This window comes from Paenibacillus sp. 37 (assembly GCF_008386395.1).
In the GTDB taxonomy this organism is placed as follows: Bacteria; Bacillota; Bacilli; order Paenibacillales; family Paenibacillaceae; genus Paenibacillus; species Paenibacillus amylolyticus_B.
In genome coordinates, this window is record NZ_CP043761.1 from 5,632,883 (window position 1) to 5,651,659 (window position 18,777).

Consider the following 18,777-nt stretch of genomic DNA (forward strand, 5'->3'; position numbering starts at 1 on the left):
ATCTCTGTACGTATGCGCTCATTCTTATCCACATTCCACTCATCTCATTTTATTGCACTTTGAAACGACTGACGGTCTGTTGCAACTGTTCTGCCATCAAGGAGAGATCATTGGCTGCGGAAGCGATCTCCTGCATCGCAGACAACTGCTCCTCTGAAGATGCACTCACTTCTTCTGTTCCGGCGGCCCCCGTTTCGGTCACTTCCATGATTGTTTTCATAGACCTATTAATCTGTTCTACACCTGTTGACATTTGCTCAATTGAAGCAGAGACTTCCTGTGTTTGCCCCGCTACGCTTCCAACCGCCTCACGAATTTCATCAAATGTGGCTCCCGCTTGGTGAACAAGTGCAATCCCCTCTTGAACCTCTGCGGATACAGCCACCATAGATTCAGCAGCATTTCGCATTCCCTTCTCAATCGATGCCACCAACGGAACAATTTGATTAGCAGAAAGCGCAGACTGCTCAGACAGCTTCCGAACCTCTGTAGCAACAACCTGAAACCCTCTTCCTTGTTCGCCAGCTCGTGCAGCCTCAATAGCGGCATTAAGGGATAGGAGATTCGTCTGTGCTGATATTTCCGAGATGCTGTCCACCATTTTCACAATATCCTGAGAGTGCCTGCTCAGTTCCTGGATCACGACCGACAGATTCGACACCGTCCCTTGTATAGAATTCATTTGACCTATCGCAGACTGAACTGACTCGCTACCCGATATTGTTTTTACGGAGACTTTGGTAGCTTCTTCAGACATATGGAGTGTGTTCTCCGTAACTTGTTGAAAGCCTGTCGTCAACTCATTCATCGTCTGGAATCCATCACTCGCCATTCGAACCTGTGTATCCATACCTGTTGCAATCTCACCCATTGTGATGGCCACTTGCTCTGTGGCGGTTGCTGTCTGTTCGGTGCTTGCCGTCAACTCCTCTGAAGAGGCAGCTACCCGTTCTGCACTGTCTCCTACCTGATGAATGAGTGTACGCAAATTGGCAGACATGATATTAAAGGCTTGGGCGAGATCACCAATCTCATCCTTGTTACGGACCACAATAGGCTCACCAGTCAGATCTCCGGCTGCAATCCGGCTCGCGGATTGGGCAACAGCAGCAACAGGCAAGGATATCATTCTGCCAATGACATACGCCACAAGTGCCCCGATGAGAAGAGAAGCCACTCCAATAATTGCAATCCACCTAAGGACTTGCACAATCTGAAGATTAGCCTCCACAACGCCTGAGTTCATGGCATCTTGTTGATGCGTTTCCATGCCTTCCACAATGCCTTCAAATTCAGAGATCAAACTTGGGGCTGTGTCCTTCAGTAATCTTGAGATTTCACTGTTATTCCCCTGTCTTGTCAATGTCATAATCTGCTGTGCAAGTTCATAATATCGGCTCATCGCTTCATCTGAGCGTGAAAGGTAATCTTTCATCTTTGAACTTGAAACTGTTGATTTTAATTCTTCATTTATCGCTATGTAATCTTCATAAGCTTTATTAAATGCCTGTTCGTTCTCTGCATTGTCTTCCAAAATATAATTTCTCAAAGCAATCTGCTGTGATTTAAGATCAATCGACATATTTTTAATGAGCAATAGTTTGCTTGTTCTATCATTGATTAATTCTGTATACGTTTTCTCAACAGCTATAAACTGCGTATATGTTATAACCGTTATAGCCACCAATAATAACAGCACAGATGAGAAACCCATAAGTAATTTACGGCTAATTGAGATTTTTTTCATGTGTACTCCCCCGAAAGTTCAGATAACGTGCATGATGCTTCCTACATCCACCCTCCTTTTAATTTAATTAAGACTTTAGACCCAATTAAAAATATAATTCGTGATTATATGTACAAATACTATTCATAACAGGGTCTTTTTTCCTATTCATACTAACCCAAAAAATATGAAATTTGAATCATAAACTTAAAATATTATTTTTCGAAATTGTCAAGTCCCTTTTAAAAAAGTACACAAACACTAACTCTAGTCCGGTAAAACAAAAAAACACCTTCCAGTAGGCAAGTCCAAACCAAAGGTCTGATCTTGCCTATACTAAAAGATGCGTTTGAAGTTACGCTGATATGTGGTTTAGAAACAAATAAACATAATCCAGCTCCCCAGTGGAATAGCTAAATATGAAATGCCGGTCAACGAATCAATACCGGATTGCGTTCAAGCAGCCCGCTGCCAAACGTTTCTCTGAACGGGGAATCCTCCATATGGATATAACCGATGTAACAGCCACATTTTTTCATACGACAAGGCCGATCCGCGGCCAAAGCCTGCAGACCATCGCGATACAGATGTCCAATGATTCGACGATCCTTGTAACACCGCTTCACATGCCCTGACCCTTGTACATAAAATACTTCGGAACCGGCAGCACAACGTTTGCCCAAGCTCTCATAATCCTGCAGATTTCCTTCAAAAAGCGGATCAAGCCCACGTAAAAATTGAACCTCTTCCGGCGTGTAATACTTGGGCCGATCTTTGAAGGCATTTACCCACATATACACATCATCCGGCAAAGCCTGTCTCATGGACTCGATTGCGGGGAAAGCACTACGGAGTCCGACAGTACCGACACTAAAAGCAAGTCCCATCTGACGCAAGGTCAGACATTGTTTTACAAAAGAAGCCTCTTTTGTCTCACGAGGATGATACGTCGCCCAAAAGGCTGCTTTATTCGCATCCAGCTCTCTCGCCCAATCCAGTTTGACGGACAGGTTGGTTTGAATTGCAACTTTATCCACATGTGGCATATGTGACAGCTCAACCATCGCTTCCCGGTACCAACGACGCACCAAAGCTTCACCGTAGGGATTGAAGAATATCGAAAATTGATGCCCGGCACGCTCTTGCTCCTGACCCAATTCACAAATTGACGCAATTGTTGTTCATCCACTTCCAACGTCTCTTTGGAATCCACGGTTTTGCTAAAAGGGCAGTATGGACAGTCGTAATTACAGGAAGACAACTTCCCCCGATAATACAAAGTCGCTCTCATGATAAAACAAACCCTTCCATCTGTTCACGAATTTCGGCAGATATAAGCCAATCTCCAATCGCATCGGAGTAACCTAGTCCTTCTTCTGTCAGACGCAGCACCTGCTTGTCCTCATCGCTCTCCAACTCCGCCATGCCCTCTGTCAACAGTTCAGCCAACCAGACATAGTCGGACATCACATCGGTACCAAAGCGCTGTTGGTAGTCAGACAACATCAATCCCTCCCGATGCAGCAAGGCTTTCAGAATAAAGCGGCGTCTCTGTTCCTCACGGCTTAACACGATACCATAATCCGCCACATCGTAGCGCTCAGTCGCCACATAATCGGCAATGATGCTCTGTGTGGCCTTGTAACTCACGCCGTATTTGGATGCATAGTGTACTTCACTCGTATAAGAGCGTGCACCACATCCCAGACCAACCATGCCCTCCTCCTGACAGCTATAAGGCAAGAGCACTTTGGAGGACGACTGTTCCTTGGCAAATCTGCGCATCGAATATTGCACATAACCTTTGCTTTTCAATGTCTCACGTGCAGCTATATACAGCTCCATCCGAATGTCAGGTCCCTGACGGCGAATATCTTCAGGCTTCACGATTGTATTTTCCCGTGTGTACAAGGGATAGATAAAGATCTCGCCCGGTTCATAGGCCAGAACTCTTTCCAATGAATAGATCCACGATTCCACCGTTTGACCCGGCAAACCATAGATCAGATCCAGATTTAACAATGGGAAATCATACCTAGTAAGCTTCTCAAGCGCTAGTTCAACTTCCTGCGGTTTTTGTGGACGATAGATGGCAGATGCTTCAGTTTCAATGAAACTCTGGATACCCATACTAATACGATCCACACTTCGCTCCTTCATAATGGCCAGCTTGGCGTCCGTAACGGTATCCGGCGACGTTTCCACCGAAATCGATGCTTGCGAAGGGTCTAGTCCCATCACATGTTCGGCAATATCAAACAGACGATTCAACTGAACCTCATTTAATAATGTAGGCGTTCCTCCACCAATCGCAAACCGGGAATACGGTCTTCGAGATGTAATGGGTGCCCACTGCTTCGCCTGACGTTCCAGCGCATCCACATAACGTTCATGCGTATCATCCCGTCGATCCGGCAGGGTGAACAGATTACAGAATCCGCAACGTGCAGCACAAAAGGGAATGTGCATATATAAAAAATATGTATCGGTATTTTCTCGTTCCCACATTGGCCCCAGCGGCATTGGTGGGTCAAGCTCCCGATATGCGGTCTTGTGCGGGTATGAGTACAGATACGAACGATAAGGGAATTCGAGTACTTCACGAAGACCTGTAATCGTTGTATTGGATCCGGACTGATCGGAATGGCCTGTTGTCATGGGTTGAGAATGATTGTCCATCGGTCTCCTCCTGTCTCCGGTTGTTATCATCATCATAAGATTAACACGTTTAAGAGTAATACGTTCTATACTAAAAATTCACGGTATGGCACCGTCCAGACGACATCATGCGCAAGCCGGTGTCCTTGATACCCGTCTTCACCGTAAGCTGTACCATGATCGGAAAAAGCCAAACAAAAGGTAGGCCGAGCGCGTTTCCTCATCGCCTCGAACAATGGTCCAAGAGCCTCATCTACATATCGAAGGGCAGCTCGCTGAGTCTCCACCGAGTCCTCCTTGGCTCCTTCTACAAAGTAACGATTGGGGCCATGAATGGCAGACACGTTCAAAAACATAAATATCTTTTCATCCTCCGCTGTCTGTTCAAGCAACTTTAATGCATGCTGTACCTGATGCTCTGTTGATTTGGGGTTGGTTACCCCAAAGTTCATTCGCCAGTAACTCTGTTGGAAATAACCGGGCAATACTTTCGCAAGCGGGTTTTTTTTCGTAAAAAAGATGACGCCGCCAATACAGATGGTACGGTAACCTTCAGCTGCGAACCCGGATACGATATCCGGTGTATCAAACAGCCAAGTGTGCGGATGTGTCTTGAGTCCGGTATTCCGGGAATGAAATAGCCTTACATGAGATGCCTTATCTGTATTGGCAGGGGTCGGCATAAAACCACCAAAAAAAGCATGGTGCGCCGCATATGTAAAACTGCCTGGGGTATGACGTTTCTCCCACGAACCCGAACCACATAGATTAGGACAATTCTCCTCTTCCAGCTTGGCTACGTCATATCGTAACGTATCCAGCGTAATCATTAACAAATCATGGGAGCCCACGATGGTGTTCATATCAGGCATGTTGAATAGGCTCCTTTCGTAAAAGTTCCATTTCCCACTCGTAGGTTCCGAGGCCATGATGCTCAACCCTGTATAACAGATCTCCAAACGGATTCACATCCAGCACATAGGCACGCGGATTCGACCCACTAGTAAGCATCACATCAATCCCGGCTGACCACGAGTTGGGAAATGCAGACATGGCTGCTTGCGCTACCGACCGAATCAGCGACATCCGCTGTTCATCCAACCCTGCTTCAGCAGGCAGCATACGCTCATTGCGCAGATGTAGATTAGTAATTGGCGTACGGCTCAGCCGCATAATCGCATGACCTGCCTGTCCACCCGCAACCAGTTGGCGAATATCGTAGGCCCGTTGATCAAGCGTAGCTTTGGGCATCCACCGTTCAATCTGTGCACCTTCTGCACATAACCAGTTCATCAGCGTAGCAATCTCTTCACCGCGGGTATACTTGCGTAGACGTCCTTCATTGAAGAAAATCGTCTTGCCCTGTATCTGTTCCATCCCCATCGTTGTTACAGCGATCTCATCACCCGTTCGGGGATTGACTTGATAGGCTACAACTCCTGAAGCCCCGGAGCCACTTGCGAGCTTTACAAATACACGGTTCATACCGGCATATTGCATAGCTGTACGCAAGTCGGTGTAACTTCGAATCGGCTGTGAAGACTGGAGCGTAGGAGGTACCTGAACCCCATGAGAAGATAGATGCTGCTGACATGTTCTCTTGTCAAACATCAATTGGATATCGGCGGGATCATTCAAGAATCGGACTTCAGGCCATATTTTCCGAGACTCACGGCCGATTCGATCCAGACATGCTTTCCAGCCACGGAACCACTGGGCAGGAGCGTATATTCTTCCCCACTGCTGTTCCAGCGCGAGTGCCTGTTCTGCGGAAAATGCTTCTGCTCCCATTTCACCCGTTAATGTTGACGGTGACGTATCGTTCATAGCTCCAAGGAACAGTAGCTCACATTCCACTTTCCAATCCTCTCCAGGAGCATCTATTCGAATCAGGGGTACGGGCAGATTGGAATCTACTGTATCAGCGATGGTTCGTCCGTGCCTCCAATTCTGGAGCAATTGAGCATAGGGCAGTACAACCGCAGGTTTCAAACCCAATCTATGCCTAGCCTCTTGCAGCCCCTGTGTTCGTCGGTTATCAGGGTTTCCGATCAATAAAAAGGGCTGATCTTGCGTTAAATCAGGTACATCTATTGGTTGATGCAGATTCTCATTCATTTCCTTTACGCCTGACATCGACTATTCTGTTAACGATGGATAGCGCCAGTCATCCTCATCACTCTGTTGCTGGTCGCTAACATCTACAGATATACCGGATTGGTTCCAGCGACTGATCATTTCATTGGTCATGTAATGGTAACTTAGATCAAGATGTTTCAGTTTCTTGATCTTGTCACTGGCAAGCAACACCTCGGCCCCTTCATCGGACAACGTCCCTTGCGATAGATCCAGTACTTCAAGTTGATCCAGAATAGGTGCTTCAGCTGCTGCTTTTGCAATCTCATCCTGAATTTCACTGTCTTTCAGACCCAAGTAAACCAGCTTTGGAAATAATCCTTTTTCTAGCAAAGGGAGTACATCTTCAAGTGATCCATTGAAACCATAATTATCCACACCCAGGTACAGTTCCAGTTTACGCAATTCAGGCAACTTGGCATGGGTGATTGAAGATAACACTTCTTTCGGCAGACCACCACAAATAATAATCAATTCTTCAAGCTTGGCATGCTGGAGTGGTTCCAGACTGAGGCCGCTACTGCCCATTACAGAGAATGATTTTAATTCTGGAAAGGCACCTAACAGCGGTGTGAGATTGGTCTGGATAATCCACGATACTTCACATTCTTCGAATCCCATATCTCCAATAAACAGTTTCTTCAATGACGGAAAACTTGGAGCCGACTCGACGAGCGTACTCATGAACTCATCAGGCGAATTTTCATAAGCCTGTCCCCAATCTCCGATGACCAGACTTTCCAATGAGCTGGCCTCCGGTTTAGCTGCCAGTTCCTTAATTAACTTTTCCATACGAATGCCGTCCTCATAATCATCGTAAGATACAACAAGCTTCACTTCTTGCATGAGTAGATCCCTCCGTTTAAGGTTCATATGTGATTCGTTAGTTTGAATGTTAACCCATACCACACAAGGCTTGCAACTTCTTCCAACTCCAGTCCCAATGAGATTCCCAATCGTGCAACGTAAACTAATTTTTATGTAGGCATAAGAACATGTGTTCTGATGTGTAGTCGCAGAAATAGCTAACTTCAATTAGGTATATGGATGGACTATCACCAAACCCGATCAAATACTTTATTTCATACAAAAAGCGTTAATGGCGGATGAACCATCCCATCGGAATGCTTCTCTCCTTCCATTAACGCTTTGATGTTCACGTATCATGAAGTTAAATCAAGAAATCAAGATGTTTTGTTTATTCTTAGCCTTCAAGTCTGGATACAAGCGCTCTCAGCGCATGACCACGGTGGCTAATCGCCTGCTTTTGCTCCAGCGTCAGCTCTGCCATTGTCATTTCGTATTCAGGTACATAGAACAGTGGGTCATATCCAAAACCGCCAGCACCCGCAGCTTCAGCTGTAATCCAGCCTTCCGCAGTGCCTTCCGATTCATATTTATCACCTGTTGTCGGGTCGTACAGTACCAATGCGCAGACGAATCGAGCCGGACTTAAGAGCGGCTGCTCGGTGTCCTCACCGGATTTCAACGATTCCAGCGTCTCCAGCAACTTCGCATTGTTCTGTGCATCCGTTGCTCCTTCGCCTGCATATCTCGCTGAATAAACTCCGGGCTCCCCGTCCAACAGATCTACGCAGAGTCCAGAATCGTCTGCCAGTACGGGCAAACCAAGCGCGTCGCCTACTGCCTTGGCTTTCTTCCAGGCATTTTCCGCAAACGTTACGCCATCTTCCACCACATCCGGCAGCTCCGGATAGTCAAACATGCTCTTGACCTCTTTGCCAAGCGGTGCGAAAGCATGAGCGAATTCACGGACTTTACCCGCATTGCGGGTAGCAACAATGAGGATTGGGCTGTCCAAACTCATCTTACGCTTCCCCTAATCCACGCGCGCCAATCTTGAGCGCAATCGGGCCGAGCACTTCTTTTTGACGCTCGATCATCTCCAGAATTCCCTGCTCACCAAGTTCCAACATCGCGTTTAGCTCCCGGCGATCAAATGGAGCTTCCTCACCTGTTCCCTGAAGCTCGACGTATTTACCGCCGCCTGTCATCACCAGGTTCATGTCTACCTTGGCTTTGGAATCTTCATCATAGTTCAAATCCAGTACAGGCTGTTCACCCACAACGCCCACACTTACTGCGGCAATGAAATCCGTAATCGGGAACACTTGCAGTTTGTGCTGTTGAGAGATCTTGTTCACGGCAAGCGCCAGCGCTACAAACGCACCGGTAATGGACGTTGTGCGTGTGCCTCCGTCAGCTTGAATAACATCACAGTCCAGCGTAATCGTACGCTCACCAAGAGCCTGCAGATTAACTACCGAGCGCAGTGCCCGACCAATCAGACGCTGGATTTCCATGGTGCGTCCAGTTAATTTCCCGCGATTGGCTTCACGTTGGTTCCGAGTATGTGTTGCACGTGGCAACATGGAATATTCAGCTGTTACCCAGCCTTTTCCTTGCCCTTTCATAAAGGGAGGAACACGTTCCTCCACTGTAGCTGTACAGATCACCTTTGTATCTCCAACTTCAATCAGTACAGAGCCCTCGGCGTATTTATTCGTGTTCACTGTTAAATTCAGCGGGCGCAGCTGTTCGCTGGTTCGTCCGTTTGATCTCATATTTTCTGCCTCCTACGACTTAAGCATCCTGTAATGTTGAGCTTGTTAACATTTTTACGAATCCCTTATATTTTACCAAAGAGTTCGATTAAAAGCATCCTTAAGCATTCCTTGCTCATTAAATCGGAATTTCGTTGATATATTCAGGCTTGGAAACCGGCGCACTGTAATCCCGGTTGTCGTCACCCATGACCGTTTTTTGGCCATTCCATTCGATCTGCACTTTGGCATCCTTGCTGGCTGTGTTCTCCGCAGTAGTTAATACGACAGACTGTAACAGCTCGCTTGGCACAATATCCCCTTCGGCAAACATATCATCTTTCAAGGCAACCGTTACCGTGCCATCCTCTGCCGTTTTGACCGATTGCAGCTCTGTTCCGCCTGTCATGACCTCTTCCAATTCGCCACCTTTGTCAGGTCCCTTGATCAGTTCATTCAATGCTGCCTGCACCCGATCTTCACCAGGTGTAACCAGACGTGTCACCGGAACATAATATTGGATGCCTGCCGGCGAAGCAGCGGAGAAATAAACCGTTACCGGGCTGCTGTTCGTCACAAACGTTTCACCCAGATCCAGATTGATTCCCACAGCCCGATTCAGCGGTTCAGGCAGCGGCGTGCTGTTCACCGGCATTTGTGTTAACTTTTTGCCATCCACCCAGATCTGCACATTCTCCACATCAGGCGTTCCCGTCAATGTCCACGTGACAGCTTCTAGCATTTTCCGTTCTTCCTTCGCATCATACTTGGCAAAATTACCCGAGAACTCAACGACCGCCAGCTTATCATCCGCGTGAATCGTTACATTCTGCACAACCGTTCCCTGCGGGAGAACGCCCTGGAATCCTTCAGGCAGCATACCTGCATAGGCCCCGCCTGTGACAAGTGTATCCAGTGCTGTCTTTGGACTGCTGGCGTCTGTTCCAGAAGGAAGTGTCAGGGATACCGGAGCGAGCAGCCCCTGCTGGTCTTGCAGATATACCGTCGTTAATGGGAGCGTTGCGAGCGCACCATTCCCTTCGGCTGCTTGAATCATGGCTGCTTCCTGAATAGGCGGTGGTGGATCAACAGCTTCGGAAGACTGTGCTCCAAACATGCCGCAGCCTGACAATACCATAGGAATACTCAGCAGCGCTGCTGCCGATACCGTACGCAAAGATTGGATCTTTCTCATGATCACGTTCCCCCTCATCATTTTTACAGTTTGTACTACCATGTATACGAGCCTTTGTCCAAAAAATAACTAAAAGATAATCGCTTCGCTAAAAACTTATATATTATCTTAAAGAAACGTAAAACAGGTTAATAACGTATTAGGAAGCAAGAGTAGGGACATTGCTAACTTCAGAGGAGGAATCGCCCATGGAACATCCTGAGCAAGAAAAAATCCCTTACAGCCTGAATAGCCGCAAAGTGGCGGAGGCAACAAGGGAATGGCTGCATAAGCGGGGCGTCACGATCCCTGAGATCGCAGAGCTGGTCATGTTATTGCAGAAAAAATATTATCCAGGTCTTACGATGGAAGAATGTATCGAAAATGTGGAGATGGTTCTCCGTAAACGTGAGGTACAGAACGCTGTTCTGACCGGGATTCAGCTTGATATTCTGGCAGAACAGGGGCAGCTCATATCTCCTTTGCAGGAGATGATTGAGAACGATGAAGGACTGTATGGCGTGGATGAGATTTTGGCATTCTCCATCGTCAATGTATATGGCAGCATTGGATTTACGAATTATGGTTATGTGGACAAGCTGAAACCAGGGGTGCTTGAACGACTTAATGACAAGAGCCTGGGCCCTGTCCACACGTTCTTCGATGATATTGTCGGTGCGATTGCATCGGCAGCGAGCAGTCGGATCGCCCATCGCAAACAATCCGAGCTTGAAGAAGCACTGGGAGAAAAACCTGTCAGTGATGACACGGTATAATGCGTAACTCGTTTCATGTCTGATGCCATGTGGAACATTGAACATGTGTAAGGACGCTTTTTGAAATAACTGTTTAATAAAATAACTATTCATGGAAAAAGCGGCCTGATGGCCGCTTTTTTTGCATGTGTAAGATACTTTTTGATGATCCACATATTATTATTTCAGATGTTTAGGTCGTACTGTTCCCATCAAACCAAAACCTTCAACCAAATTCTGCTCGGTAGGTGAACCAGATGTAGTCCGTTTCGGTCCAATCGTGATTTCCGGGCCTTTGCGCTCTCGCAACATGCCACGCAGCACAGTGATGCCAACGATGCTGAGTCCGGTAAATACATACATCATCCGCATGATAATATTACCAGAATCTGTGCCCGTCACCATGCCGTGAACCAGCAGACCAATGAACACCGGATAGGACAACATGTGGAACATGAACCACCATTTACGGCCCAGCTTGTTCCGCAGATCACTGGATAACAGGACAATCACTAATCCGTAGAAAGCTAACGTTCCCAGACCACTGCCGATCGGATGCACGGAGGCGGTAAAAGGAATCAGAAGTTCGCCCCAGGTAAACGGGCTATAGTGATCAATATATAACGTTAATGCGTGCACGAGTCCAAGTCCGAAGGCGAGCCAGGTCGTTCGAGTATGCCATTTGAACATGTCTGCTTTTGGTTTGCCTTTGGCCATAGGCATCCCTTGCGCAATTCCCAGAAACACACCGGCAAAGAGCATCACATAAGCAGCAATTCCACTAATTCGAATGATATTCCACGTCGGCAGGTAATCTACAATCCATTGTGCCATAACCGACTCCCCCATATCTGTTAGACTTTTCCTAGATCAGACTGAAGCGATGATCCGGATCAAAACCCGGCCAATGCTCAACGAGCGTATCCGTATTCCCTCTAAAATAAATGCTCCCATCCCGTGTCATCCACAGGACGTCATGCCGATCGTAATGTCGGTTTAACCAGCCCACGGCTTCGGCACTTCCCAGAATGCATACCGTCTTGGCAATGATCTCGCATTGCGAAGCATGCTGTCCCATAACGGTACACTGCAATACGTCCGTATCTGCCGACTCCATCGTCCGGGGGTCAATGAGGTGGTGTGCAAAGCTTCCATCCGTATTCTGCCATTGTCTGCGGGAAATACCCGAAGTGGCAACAGCTCCTCGCTGTAAGCGAACCGTACCTGACGCATCACCCTGGCCTTGCAAAGGATCTGCTACTTTAAAGGTCCACTGGGGATAGTCCGGTGTACCCCATACCTGAATATCTCCACCCGCGTTAATTAAACCCGCCGGGATATGCAATGTTCGCTGCAACCAGTCCGCAATGCGCTCCACCGCCCATCCCTTAACGATCCCTCCCAGATCCAACTCAGCTCCAGGGTCCAGATGAACCATCCGGCTACCTTCCCGCTGAATCCATCCCGGACGACTGTGGTCATGCCGATCCTCCATCATTCCTGAACTGTCAGTTGTTCTTGTTCGCAAAATGCGTTGAAGCAGCGGACGTTGCAGTTGTCGTTGTTGCACCTTCTCGAAGCTTAAATCATATCCCGAAGCCTGAAGAGCCTGCGAGATACCCGGTTGGAAAATTCCTTCAGTCAGACCAATATATCCATAGGCCAGACTCAGCACTTCATCCATCGCAGCGGAGATGGGTATCCATCCGGTTGCATGATTCAGACGATTCAGTTCACTGTCTGCCACAAATCGGCTGAAGCGCTGCTCCTGCGTCTCAAACCAATTCTTGACCACGGTGGTTGCATGTTCAGCTTCTTCCCGCCCAGCGGACAGTTGCACTTCAACATCTGTGTTCATCGCACGGAATTGAAATCGGAGCGGACGAGCGACTTGCTCCGTGCGGCTCATGATGCACCTGTACGTGACTGATAGTTGCCACTGCTGTATCTGAGGTCTGTACCCTGGTTATTTTGCCCGATACGCTGAGAATCTGAATAATTATCCTTGTTACTCACGCTCTGATCTGGTCGAGCTGCTTGTGTGCTATCGGTTGTTCCATTATATTGACTATCATTATTGTCATTGTCCTGCGTGTTCCAGTTGTTGCTGTCCGTTGTACTGTTGATCCATTCGTCCATCACATCATCATGCGTATCCACCTGGCTTGAAGCAGTAACAATTTTATCTTTGCCATTTGCTGCTGCATAGGCCACATCAAAGGCATCCGAAGTTCTTACATATTGAAAGAGTGCAGCCACAGTCAACGTTGCTGCCGCTGAAGCTTGCCATTTTCTCCATTGATTCCGTTTTCTTCTGGTCATCGCTCTTCCCTGCTTTCTTTAGGGTGTGTCTCAAGACACGCCCTAGCGAAGTTCATAGATGTATGATAAGCGCGCTGGCTTAAAAATAGATGAATGAACCGTTAAGAGAGGCTAAAGCTTTATTTTAACGGTGCCCGTATCAAACTAAAAAAAGACTCGGGACAGGTGAGTTTCCTGTCCCGAGTCCCTATATAAGATCGCATTATCATTTCATATCGATATCAATTATTCCATTTAGATTTGAAAATAGAACTTGCCATCCGGTTGCTGCTCTTGCTTCACTACTTCGCGCCGAATTAACTCCTGCAAATGAGACAACGTCTCACTCATGGCAAACCTTAGTTGATGGGTACCAAGCCGATTGCCAAACATGTGTACACAGATGTCATACGCATTCGCTGATGACTCCTGAATTCGCTCTGCCAGCTTCTGAAGTCGTTCTTCATGGTGTACGAGCAGTTGGACGGTCCGTTCGTTAAATGTGGAAAAAGGATTCCGATGTCCCGGATACGCATGCTTGACGTTCAGCTCCCCAAGACGTTCCAATCCTTCCATATAAGACAATAATGGCTGAGGGTCACTGCCGGGTTGCAGACTGATATTCGGTGAAATCTGTGGCAAAACGGCATCTCCGCACAGAATCTCCATCGACTCCGGCGCATAAAAGGATAAATGGCCTGGGGCATGCCCACCCGTCTCCACAGCAACCCAACGTTTCCCGCCCATATCGATCCACTCACCGTCTTCAATGGGAGTCACCTTCGGAAGTGGTGTGATCTGCGAAGCAAATGCCTTCATATGTTCATGTATCTGCTCAGTCTTGTCTTCCGGCATACCGTGACGACCATAATAATCAGGTAAGATTGTATTAATGCGCGAATCAGATCCCCACATATAATCAGCCTCTTGGCGAGAACGTGTGGACATGCGAACGGGTGCACCCGTCATCTGTTGTATCCATCCCGACAACCCAAGGTGGTCCGGGTGATGGTGGGTCAGCACAATTTGATGAATATCGCTAAAGGTCAGGCCGAGATCTGCCAGCGCTTCTTCCCACTCCTGTTCCGTCTGCGAATTACGCGGTCCCGGATCTATGATAGTGATCGTTCCATCCGGTTCAGACAACACATAACTGTTCACCCATCTTAAGGGAAACGACATGCTGATCTTGACCCGGTGTATGCCCTCTGTCATGGGCATCTCTTCTGTGCGCTTCATGTTATCCCCCTTCCAGACTGTCCCTGTTCACTCCACAGGACGACGACCCACAAAAATCATGCGTGGAGAAGTCTGCTCGTCATATTTCTCTTCATCATAGCCGCCATGTACCTGGTCTACCCGGAGTCCGGCGGCACTTAACATCTGACTCAGTTGATCCCGTGTGTACAACTTCACACGCTCCTGATATACCCGCGGTTCATGTCCGGATGCGGTATCCGTAATACGAATTTCCTTTTGCACAAACCCATCCTCAATCTTGCGGAACTCCTCAATCCGCTGTCCTTCATCCTCTCGGACGGAGTGCGGCACCAGATGACGAGTCACATAAGCCGTATTCATAAAATCAATAATATAGCTGCCACCCGGGCGAAGCATGCGATGAATGGCACGTAATACTTTCAGTTGTTCTCCGTCCTCCAGGAAATAACCAAACGATGTAAACAGATTGACTACGGCATCAAAGCCACCTTTCAGTGGGAGTTCACGCATGTCCGCAAGACACCACGATACTCGGTGTTCAGTGTCCATTAGACGCGCTTCGCGTAAAAGCACATCGGACAGATCAACTCCGGTCACTCGCAATCCTGCATCAGCAAGTGCCATGGAGTGCCGTCCCATACCGCAGCATAGATCTAATACTTCAGCATTAGGCTCAAGCTTCAACCAATTGATCATTTTATGTACTTCCTGATGGGCACCCTGCACATCCCGGTGCTTGTATACGAGAAGGTAATCTTCTCCAAAACTCTTTTCATACCATTCCGTCATCCAATCTCGCCCTCCACTTGGTCACTGGCTCTCTATCTGTAGTACGCTATGTACAAGCCTGATCATTTCCCCTAGCTTTAATGTATTGTAACGTCTTTATTCTGCAAACTCAAAAAATTCCAGTGATTTTCCAACATTGAACAGCCAAAATGCACACGATATAATGTTAGACATATGCCTGCAAATCGGTTAATTATAAGCAACAGGAGGTGTTCTTATGATTCACATCGGACTTACCGGATGGGGCGATCAGGAAGATCTCTATCCAAACCGTACCAAAGCCAAAGACAAGCTCAGTCTATACGGACAATACTTCTCCACCGTGGAGGTGGATAGTTCCTTCTACGCCGTTCAACCCCGGGATCGAATGGCACGGTGGGCTGCAGAGACGCCCGAAGCCTTTGCTTTTATCATCAAAGCCTATCAGGGAATGACCGGACATCTGCGAGGCAAACCCTACTTCACCAGCACGTCGGAGATGTATAAGGCTTTTCGGGAATCACTGGAACCCGTCATTGAAGCTGGCAAGATGCGGGCAGCCTTGTTTCAATATCCACCTTGGTTTGAGTGCAATAAGGACAACGTCAAAGAGCTTCGTGAAGTGAAACTCAGAATGGAAGGTATTCCATGTGCACTCGAATTCCGTCATCGCAGCTGGTATGAAGATGGCATGCGCGAGCGGACGCTTTCGTTCATGAAGGAGCAAGGCTGGATTCATAGTGTCTGTGACGAACCTCAGGCGGGTTTAGGTTCCATTCCTATCGTGCCAGAGGCCACGGATTCGGAGATGACGCTGGTTCGCATGCACGGACGCAACGTGTCAGGGTGGCATCAGAATGGTGCGCCCAATTGGCGCGAGACCCGTTACCTGTACCGTTACAACAAGGAAGAATTGTTGGAATGGAAAGGGTATCTGGAGCAATTGCAGGATCAGAGCAAGGATGTCTATGTTATTTTCAACAACAACTCCGGTGGCGATGCAGCGGCGAATGCACAGATGATGATGGACCTGCTGGACCTGCCAGTGAAGCCTTTCCCTGACCGTACTGAACCAGAACAGGAAGAAGGACCGGAGCAGCTGGAGTTATTTTAATGTATGCTAAAAACAGAGTTATTCATATTATTAGGTGAAGGTAAGTGTATTTATCATTGTTATCATGCTGATCAAATTCGGGATTGGAATAACACTAAAAAGCGGCAAGCCTGAGGGCATTGCCGCTTTCTTTAGCTGGTAATCTACCTATAGAAGGCTATCCACATACATTCGTTTCGTTGCGTCAAACATCAGCGCTGCGCGGCTGTAAACGAAGAATCGATATGCGCCTCACGGAGCTGCTGATTCATTTTATGCGCTTCAATGCCAGCCAAGAGCACAATGCCAATCCCGTGGGTATCGTTCAGATTCCATCCCAGATTATCGCGATAATACAAGGCTGTAAACGAGTACCCGGAACCGCGGCATACCCCGTATATATTACCTTTATAGTCAATCGACAAACGTGTCATGCCTTCCCATCCTTTGCGCACTGCCTCCAGATAAGGCTCTGGCTGTTCCAGCCAGCCTTCCCGAATACCACGGGCATAAGCGTAGATGAACATGGACGTGCAGGAGGTTTCTTCATACGAATCCGGGCGGTTCAGCACCTGATGCCAAAGTCCATTTTCCCCTTGCAGCGCCAGATAACCTTGACTTAGATCACGATAGAAACGTAACAGTTCCGGCCGCTTCGCATGATCATGTGGCAGGATGGATAACAATTCGGTTAATGAAAAGAGCACCCAGCCGTTCCCTCGTCCCCATGGAATACCTGTCGCCCGACCACGCACAAAATCATACACATGGGACATGATCTGTTGATCGGGAAGGTAGAGGTATTTACGGAACATCAGAAACTGATTGATCGCATCATCCCAATACGCCCTATCTCCTGTCAACTGACCATAACGCATCAGAAAAGGTGTACTCATGTACAAGTCATCACACCACATCGTCTCTTGACGCATCTCCCCACTGCCGCGAACCCGGTAAAAGGCGCCATCCTCCAGACGTTCCTGCTCATCCGTAATGTAGCCCGCAATCCGATCCGCGGTATCTCTTCCCCCACGAATATCGCCCAACTCCATCGCAGCAAGCAGTGTAGAGCCAAACGAACCGCAATCATCCAGACTGTCTATCGCAGACAGTTGATTATTGATTCCTGCCGCACCATACCCTTCCCGATCCCATAAGCCGTAGTGATCAAATGAAGTGCTCAGTTCAATATGTTGCCGCACATACTGAATGTAATCATCCCGCCCCAATTCCTGTCCCATCTGGAGAAGTCCAAGCAGGGTAACGCCAAGCGGATAATTCCACTTTCCGTAATGTGTATTCTCCAGATAGGGACGAACATGCGTATCGGGAAGATCTACACGCCAATACACACCTTGTGCGCCATCATCAAATACGGTATCTGTTCGCACGATGTCGGCGTGCGATGGTTCAGCACCGGGAGCAAACACACCTGTGTACAGCCAGGGATCAGAGCACCCCGCAACCGGATGAGGAGGTTTCAATCTCCAGCCTGTGGAACCCGAACGCTCGGCATCTTCCAACTGGAATCCCCATGAACCGCCAACTGCCTGAATTTCACCTTTCGCGACCAAATCAGATGAACCGTAACGGCGCGGGAGTTCAACGTGAAAATTACCACTACCTCCAGCAGAGTATACTTCCGTGCCATCCACATACAGAGTCAAAGCTCCATCATGACGGCCTTGTAAAATAACTGACGTTGATCCTGGCAAGGTTACATTCAGTTTGGACCACGCATAGGCAACAGCCCGTTGTTCGGTACCAAAGATGCGGGCAAAAGAACCCATGCTCTGCTCCTCAACTGTCCAGTCCCTTCGCGGATACCAGGAAAGGCCAGTTTCTTCTTCTGTCATGCCGTCACGAGGAAGAGATAATACAGGTTCATCGACGGGTTCCGAATATAACCAGCCCTCCTGTCCTTGACGATCTGCCCCAGGAGTGAGGAAGTGCAGCGGGAAATTTTTGAAAGAGGCTGTTCCGTAGATACCGCCGAATCCCACTTCTGTTTTGACAAAACATAGCAACACATCATTCCAGCCATAGTTAACGGAAATTGGAATCTGGGTTCTTCGCTCAGGAAATAACTCCTGCAACAACTCAGACTTGAATACCTCTTCGCCGTTCACATAGATCGTCACCGGACTATAACAGTTCAGGCCTGTATTTAACGTTGTATTCTGCTCGCTCCATAACTTGCCCCATACATACACGTACTGCCCTGCATGCGCCTCTGCACATTTCTCATTCAGATTCAGGTCGTAGCGATAGTCCCCAAGTCTACGAAAACCACCCTGATGATAAGCTCTGAACAAAAATGAATGTTGCGGGTGATCGCCAATATAACGCTGAGCCACCGTAGTCAATATATCCGGAATTGA

Annotated in this window: 16 protein-coding genes and 1 pseudogene; 2 read left to right on the plus strand and 15 right to left on the minus strand. The window is 47.9% G+C overall.

The features are described from left to right. Positions 1 to 49: 49 nt before the first annotated feature. The 9 genes and pseudogenes from F0220_RS24125 to F0220_RS24165 all read right to left on the minus strand — a co-directional run bounded on the left by F0220_RS24125 (position 50) and on the right by F0220_RS24165 (position 10,279). Positions 50 to 1,747 (minus strand): methyl-accepting chemotaxis protein, encoded by a 1,698-nt coding sequence (locus tag F0220_RS24125; RefSeq protein ID WP_105601146.1) that lies wholly within the window; start codon positions 1,745 to 1,747, stop codon positions 50 to 52. A 410-nt stretch (positions 1,748 to 2,157) separates the two neighbouring features. Next, positions 2,158 to 3,017: pseudogene (locus tag F0220_RS24130) on the minus strand (STM4011 family radical SAM protein). After that, positions 3,014 to 4,405, minus strand: coding sequence for an STM4012 family radical SAM protein (locus tag F0220_RS24135; protein ID WP_105601148.1), 1,392 nt, complete (start codon positions 4,403 to 4,405; stop codon positions 3,014 to 3,016). The pseudogene F0220_RS24130 and the gene F0220_RS24135 overlap by 4 nt, the downstream one beginning before the upstream one ends. A 65-nt stretch (positions 4,406 to 4,470) precedes the next feature. Next, entirely contained in the window at positions 4,471 to 5,256 is a 786-nt protein-coding gene (locus tag F0220_RS24140) for an STM4013/SEN3800 family hydrolase (RefSeq protein ID WP_105601149.1), read from the minus strand. Next, complete coding sequence (locus tag F0220_RS24145) at positions 5,249 to 6,520, minus strand: STM4014 family protein (RefSeq protein ID WP_223199767.1); 1,272 nt, start codon at positions 6,518 to 6,520, stop codon at positions 5,249 to 5,251. Before F0220_RS24145 ends, F0220_RS24140 begins: the two co-directional genes overlap by 8 nt. A gap of 3 nt (positions 6,521 to 6,523) precedes the next feature. Then, positions 6,524 to 7,366, minus strand: coding sequence for an STM4015 family protein (locus F0220_RS24150; RefSeq protein ID WP_091011848.1), 843 nt, complete (start codon positions 7,364 to 7,366; stop codon positions 6,524 to 6,526). 358 nt (positions 7,367 to 7,724) lie between these two features. After that, on the minus strand, positions 7,725 to 8,348 hold the full coding sequence (locus F0220_RS24155) for an XTP/dITP diphosphatase (RefSeq protein ID WP_091011846.1): 624 nt from the start codon (positions 8,346 to 8,348) through the stop codon (positions 7,725 to 7,727). A gap of 1 nt (position 8,349) precedes the next feature. Beyond that, the gene (gene rph / locus F0220_RS24160) at positions 8,350 to 9,105 is read right to left on the minus strand and encodes a ribonuclease PH (RefSeq protein WP_017692572.1); all 756 of its coding nucleotides are present in this window, start codon (positions 9,103 to 9,105) and stop codon (positions 8,350 to 8,352) included. Positions 9,106 to 9,223: 118 nt separating this feature from the next. Beyond that, positions 9,224 to 10,279 carry a GerMN domain-containing protein gene (locus tag F0220_RS24165; RefSeq protein ID WP_105601151.1) on the minus strand — a complete coding sequence of 352 codons (1,056 nt, stop codon included), beginning with the start codon at positions 10,277 to 10,279 and terminating at the stop codon, positions 9,224 to 9,226. A 188-nt stretch (positions 10,280 to 10,467) separates the two neighbouring features. Between F0220_RS24165 and F0220_RS24170 the strand changes: the two genes are divergently transcribed. Beyond that, positions 10,468 to 11,034, plus strand: coding sequence for a phosphatidylglycerophosphatase A family protein (locus tag F0220_RS24170; protein WP_105601152.1), 567 nt, complete (start codon positions 10,468 to 10,470; stop codon positions 11,032 to 11,034). 159 nt (positions 11,035 to 11,193) lie between these two features. Here the strand turns inward: F0220_RS24170 and F0220_RS24175 are convergent, their stop codons facing one another. The 5 genes from F0220_RS24175 to F0220_RS24195 all read right to left on the minus strand — a co-directional run bounded on the left by F0220_RS24175 (position 11,194) and on the right by F0220_RS24195 (position 15,324). Further along, positions 11,194 to 11,847 carry a ferric reductase-like transmembrane domain-containing protein gene (locus F0220_RS24175; RefSeq protein ID WP_181155547.1) on the minus strand — a complete coding sequence of 218 codons (654 nt, stop codon included), beginning with the start codon at positions 11,845 to 11,847 and terminating at the stop codon, positions 11,194 to 11,196. A 31-nt stretch (positions 11,848 to 11,878) separates the two neighbouring features. Continuing rightward, positions 11,879 to 12,922, minus strand: a complete 1,044-nt coding sequence (locus F0220_RS24180; RefSeq protein WP_105601155.1) for an FAD:protein FMN transferase — start codon at positions 12,920 to 12,922, stop codon at positions 11,879 to 11,881. After that, positions 12,919 to 13,335, minus strand: coding sequence for a hypothetical protein (locus F0220_RS24185; RefSeq protein ID WP_105601157.1), 417 nt, complete (start codon positions 13,333 to 13,335; stop codon positions 12,919 to 12,921). Before F0220_RS24185 ends, F0220_RS24180 begins: the two co-directional genes overlap by 4 nt. 234 nt (positions 13,336 to 13,569) lie before the next feature. Then, complete coding sequence (locus F0220_RS24190) at positions 13,570 to 14,553, minus strand: MBL fold metallo-hydrolase (RefSeq protein ID WP_105601158.1); 984 nt, start codon at positions 14,551 to 14,553, stop codon at positions 13,570 to 13,572. Positions 14,554 to 14,580: 27 nt separating this feature from the next. After that, entirely contained in the window at positions 14,581 to 15,324 is a 744-nt protein-coding gene (locus F0220_RS24195; RefSeq protein WP_105601159.1) for a class I SAM-dependent methyltransferase, read from the minus strand. A 217-nt stretch (positions 15,325 to 15,541) separates the two neighbouring features. Between F0220_RS24195 and F0220_RS24200 the strand changes: the two genes are divergently transcribed. Continuing rightward, positions 15,542 to 16,417, plus strand: coding sequence for a DUF72 domain-containing protein (locus tag F0220_RS24200; RefSeq protein ID WP_105601161.1), 876 nt, complete (start codon positions 15,542 to 15,544; stop codon positions 16,415 to 16,417). Positions 16,418 to 16,608: 191 nt separating this feature from the next. Here F0220_RS24200 and F0220_RS24205 read toward each other — a convergent pair whose 3' ends face one another. Further along, positions 16,609 to 18,753, minus strand: coding sequence for a glycoside hydrolase family 88/105 protein (locus F0220_RS24205; RefSeq protein WP_223200013.1), 2,145 nt, complete (start codon positions 18,751 to 18,753; stop codon positions 16,609 to 16,611). Positions 18,754 to 18,777: the final 24 nt, after the last annotated feature.

What these genes read in the sequence shown, in the direction of transcription:
- F0220_RS24185 (WP_105601157.1), bottom strand. Translation starts at nt 13,335, where the DNA reads ATGACCAGAAGAAAACGGAATCAATGGAGAAAATGGCAAGCTTCAGCG.
- F0220_RS24165 (WP_105601151.1), bottom strand. Translation starts at nt 10,279, where the DNA reads ATGAGAAAGATCCAATCTTTGCGTACGGTATCGGCAGCAGCGCTGCTG.
- F0220_RS24125 (WP_105601146.1), bottom strand. Translation starts at nt 1,747, where the DNA reads ATGAAAAAAATCTCAATTAGCCGTAAATTACTTATGGGTTTCTCATCT.
- F0220_RS24170 (WP_105601152.1), top strand. Translation starts at nt 10,468, where the DNA reads ATGGAACATCCTGAGCAAGAAAAAATCCCTTACAGCCTGAATAGCCGC.
- F0220_RS24155 (WP_091011846.1), bottom strand. Translation starts at nt 8,348, where the DNA reads ATGAGTTTGGACAGCCCAATCCTCATTGTTGCTACCCGCAATGCGGGT.
- rph (WP_017692572.1), bottom strand. Translation starts at nt 9,105, where the DNA reads ATGAGATCAAACGGACGAACCAGCGAACAGCTGCGCCCGCTGAATTTA.
- F0220_RS24135 (WP_105601148.1), bottom strand. Translation starts at nt 4,405, where the DNA reads ATGGACAATCATTCTCAACCCATGACAACAGGCCATTCCGATCAGTCC.
- F0220_RS24190 (WP_105601158.1), bottom strand. Translation starts at nt 14,553, where the DNA reads ATGAAGCGCACAGAAGAGATGCCCATGACAGAGGGCATACACCGGGTC.
- F0220_RS24175 (WP_181155547.1), bottom strand. Translation starts at nt 11,847, where the DNA reads ATGGCACAATGGATTGTAGATTACCTGCCGACGTGGAATATCATTCGA.
- F0220_RS24140 (WP_105601149.1), bottom strand. Translation starts at nt 5,256, where the DNA reads ATGCCTGATATGAACACCATCGTGGGCTCCCATGATTTGTTAATGATT.
- F0220_RS24195 (WP_105601159.1), bottom strand. Translation starts at nt 15,324, where the DNA reads ATGACGGAATGGTATGAAAAGAGTTTTGGAGAAGATTACCTTCTCGTA.
- F0220_RS24145 (WP_223199767.1), bottom strand. Translation starts at nt 6,520, where the DNA reads ATGTCAGGCGTAAAGGAAATGAATGAGAATCTGCATCAACCAATAGAT.
- F0220_RS24150 (WP_091011848.1), bottom strand. Translation starts at nt 7,366, where the DNA reads ATGCAAGAAGTGAAGCTTGTTGTATCTTACGATGATTATGAGGACGGC.
- F0220_RS24200 (WP_105601161.1), top strand. Translation starts at nt 15,542, where the DNA reads ATGATTCACATCGGACTTACCGGATGGGGCGATCAGGAAGATCTCTAT.
- F0220_RS24180 (WP_105601155.1), bottom strand. Translation starts at nt 12,922, where the DNA reads ATGAGCCGCACGGAGCAAGTCGCTCGTCCGCTCCGATTTCAATTCCGT.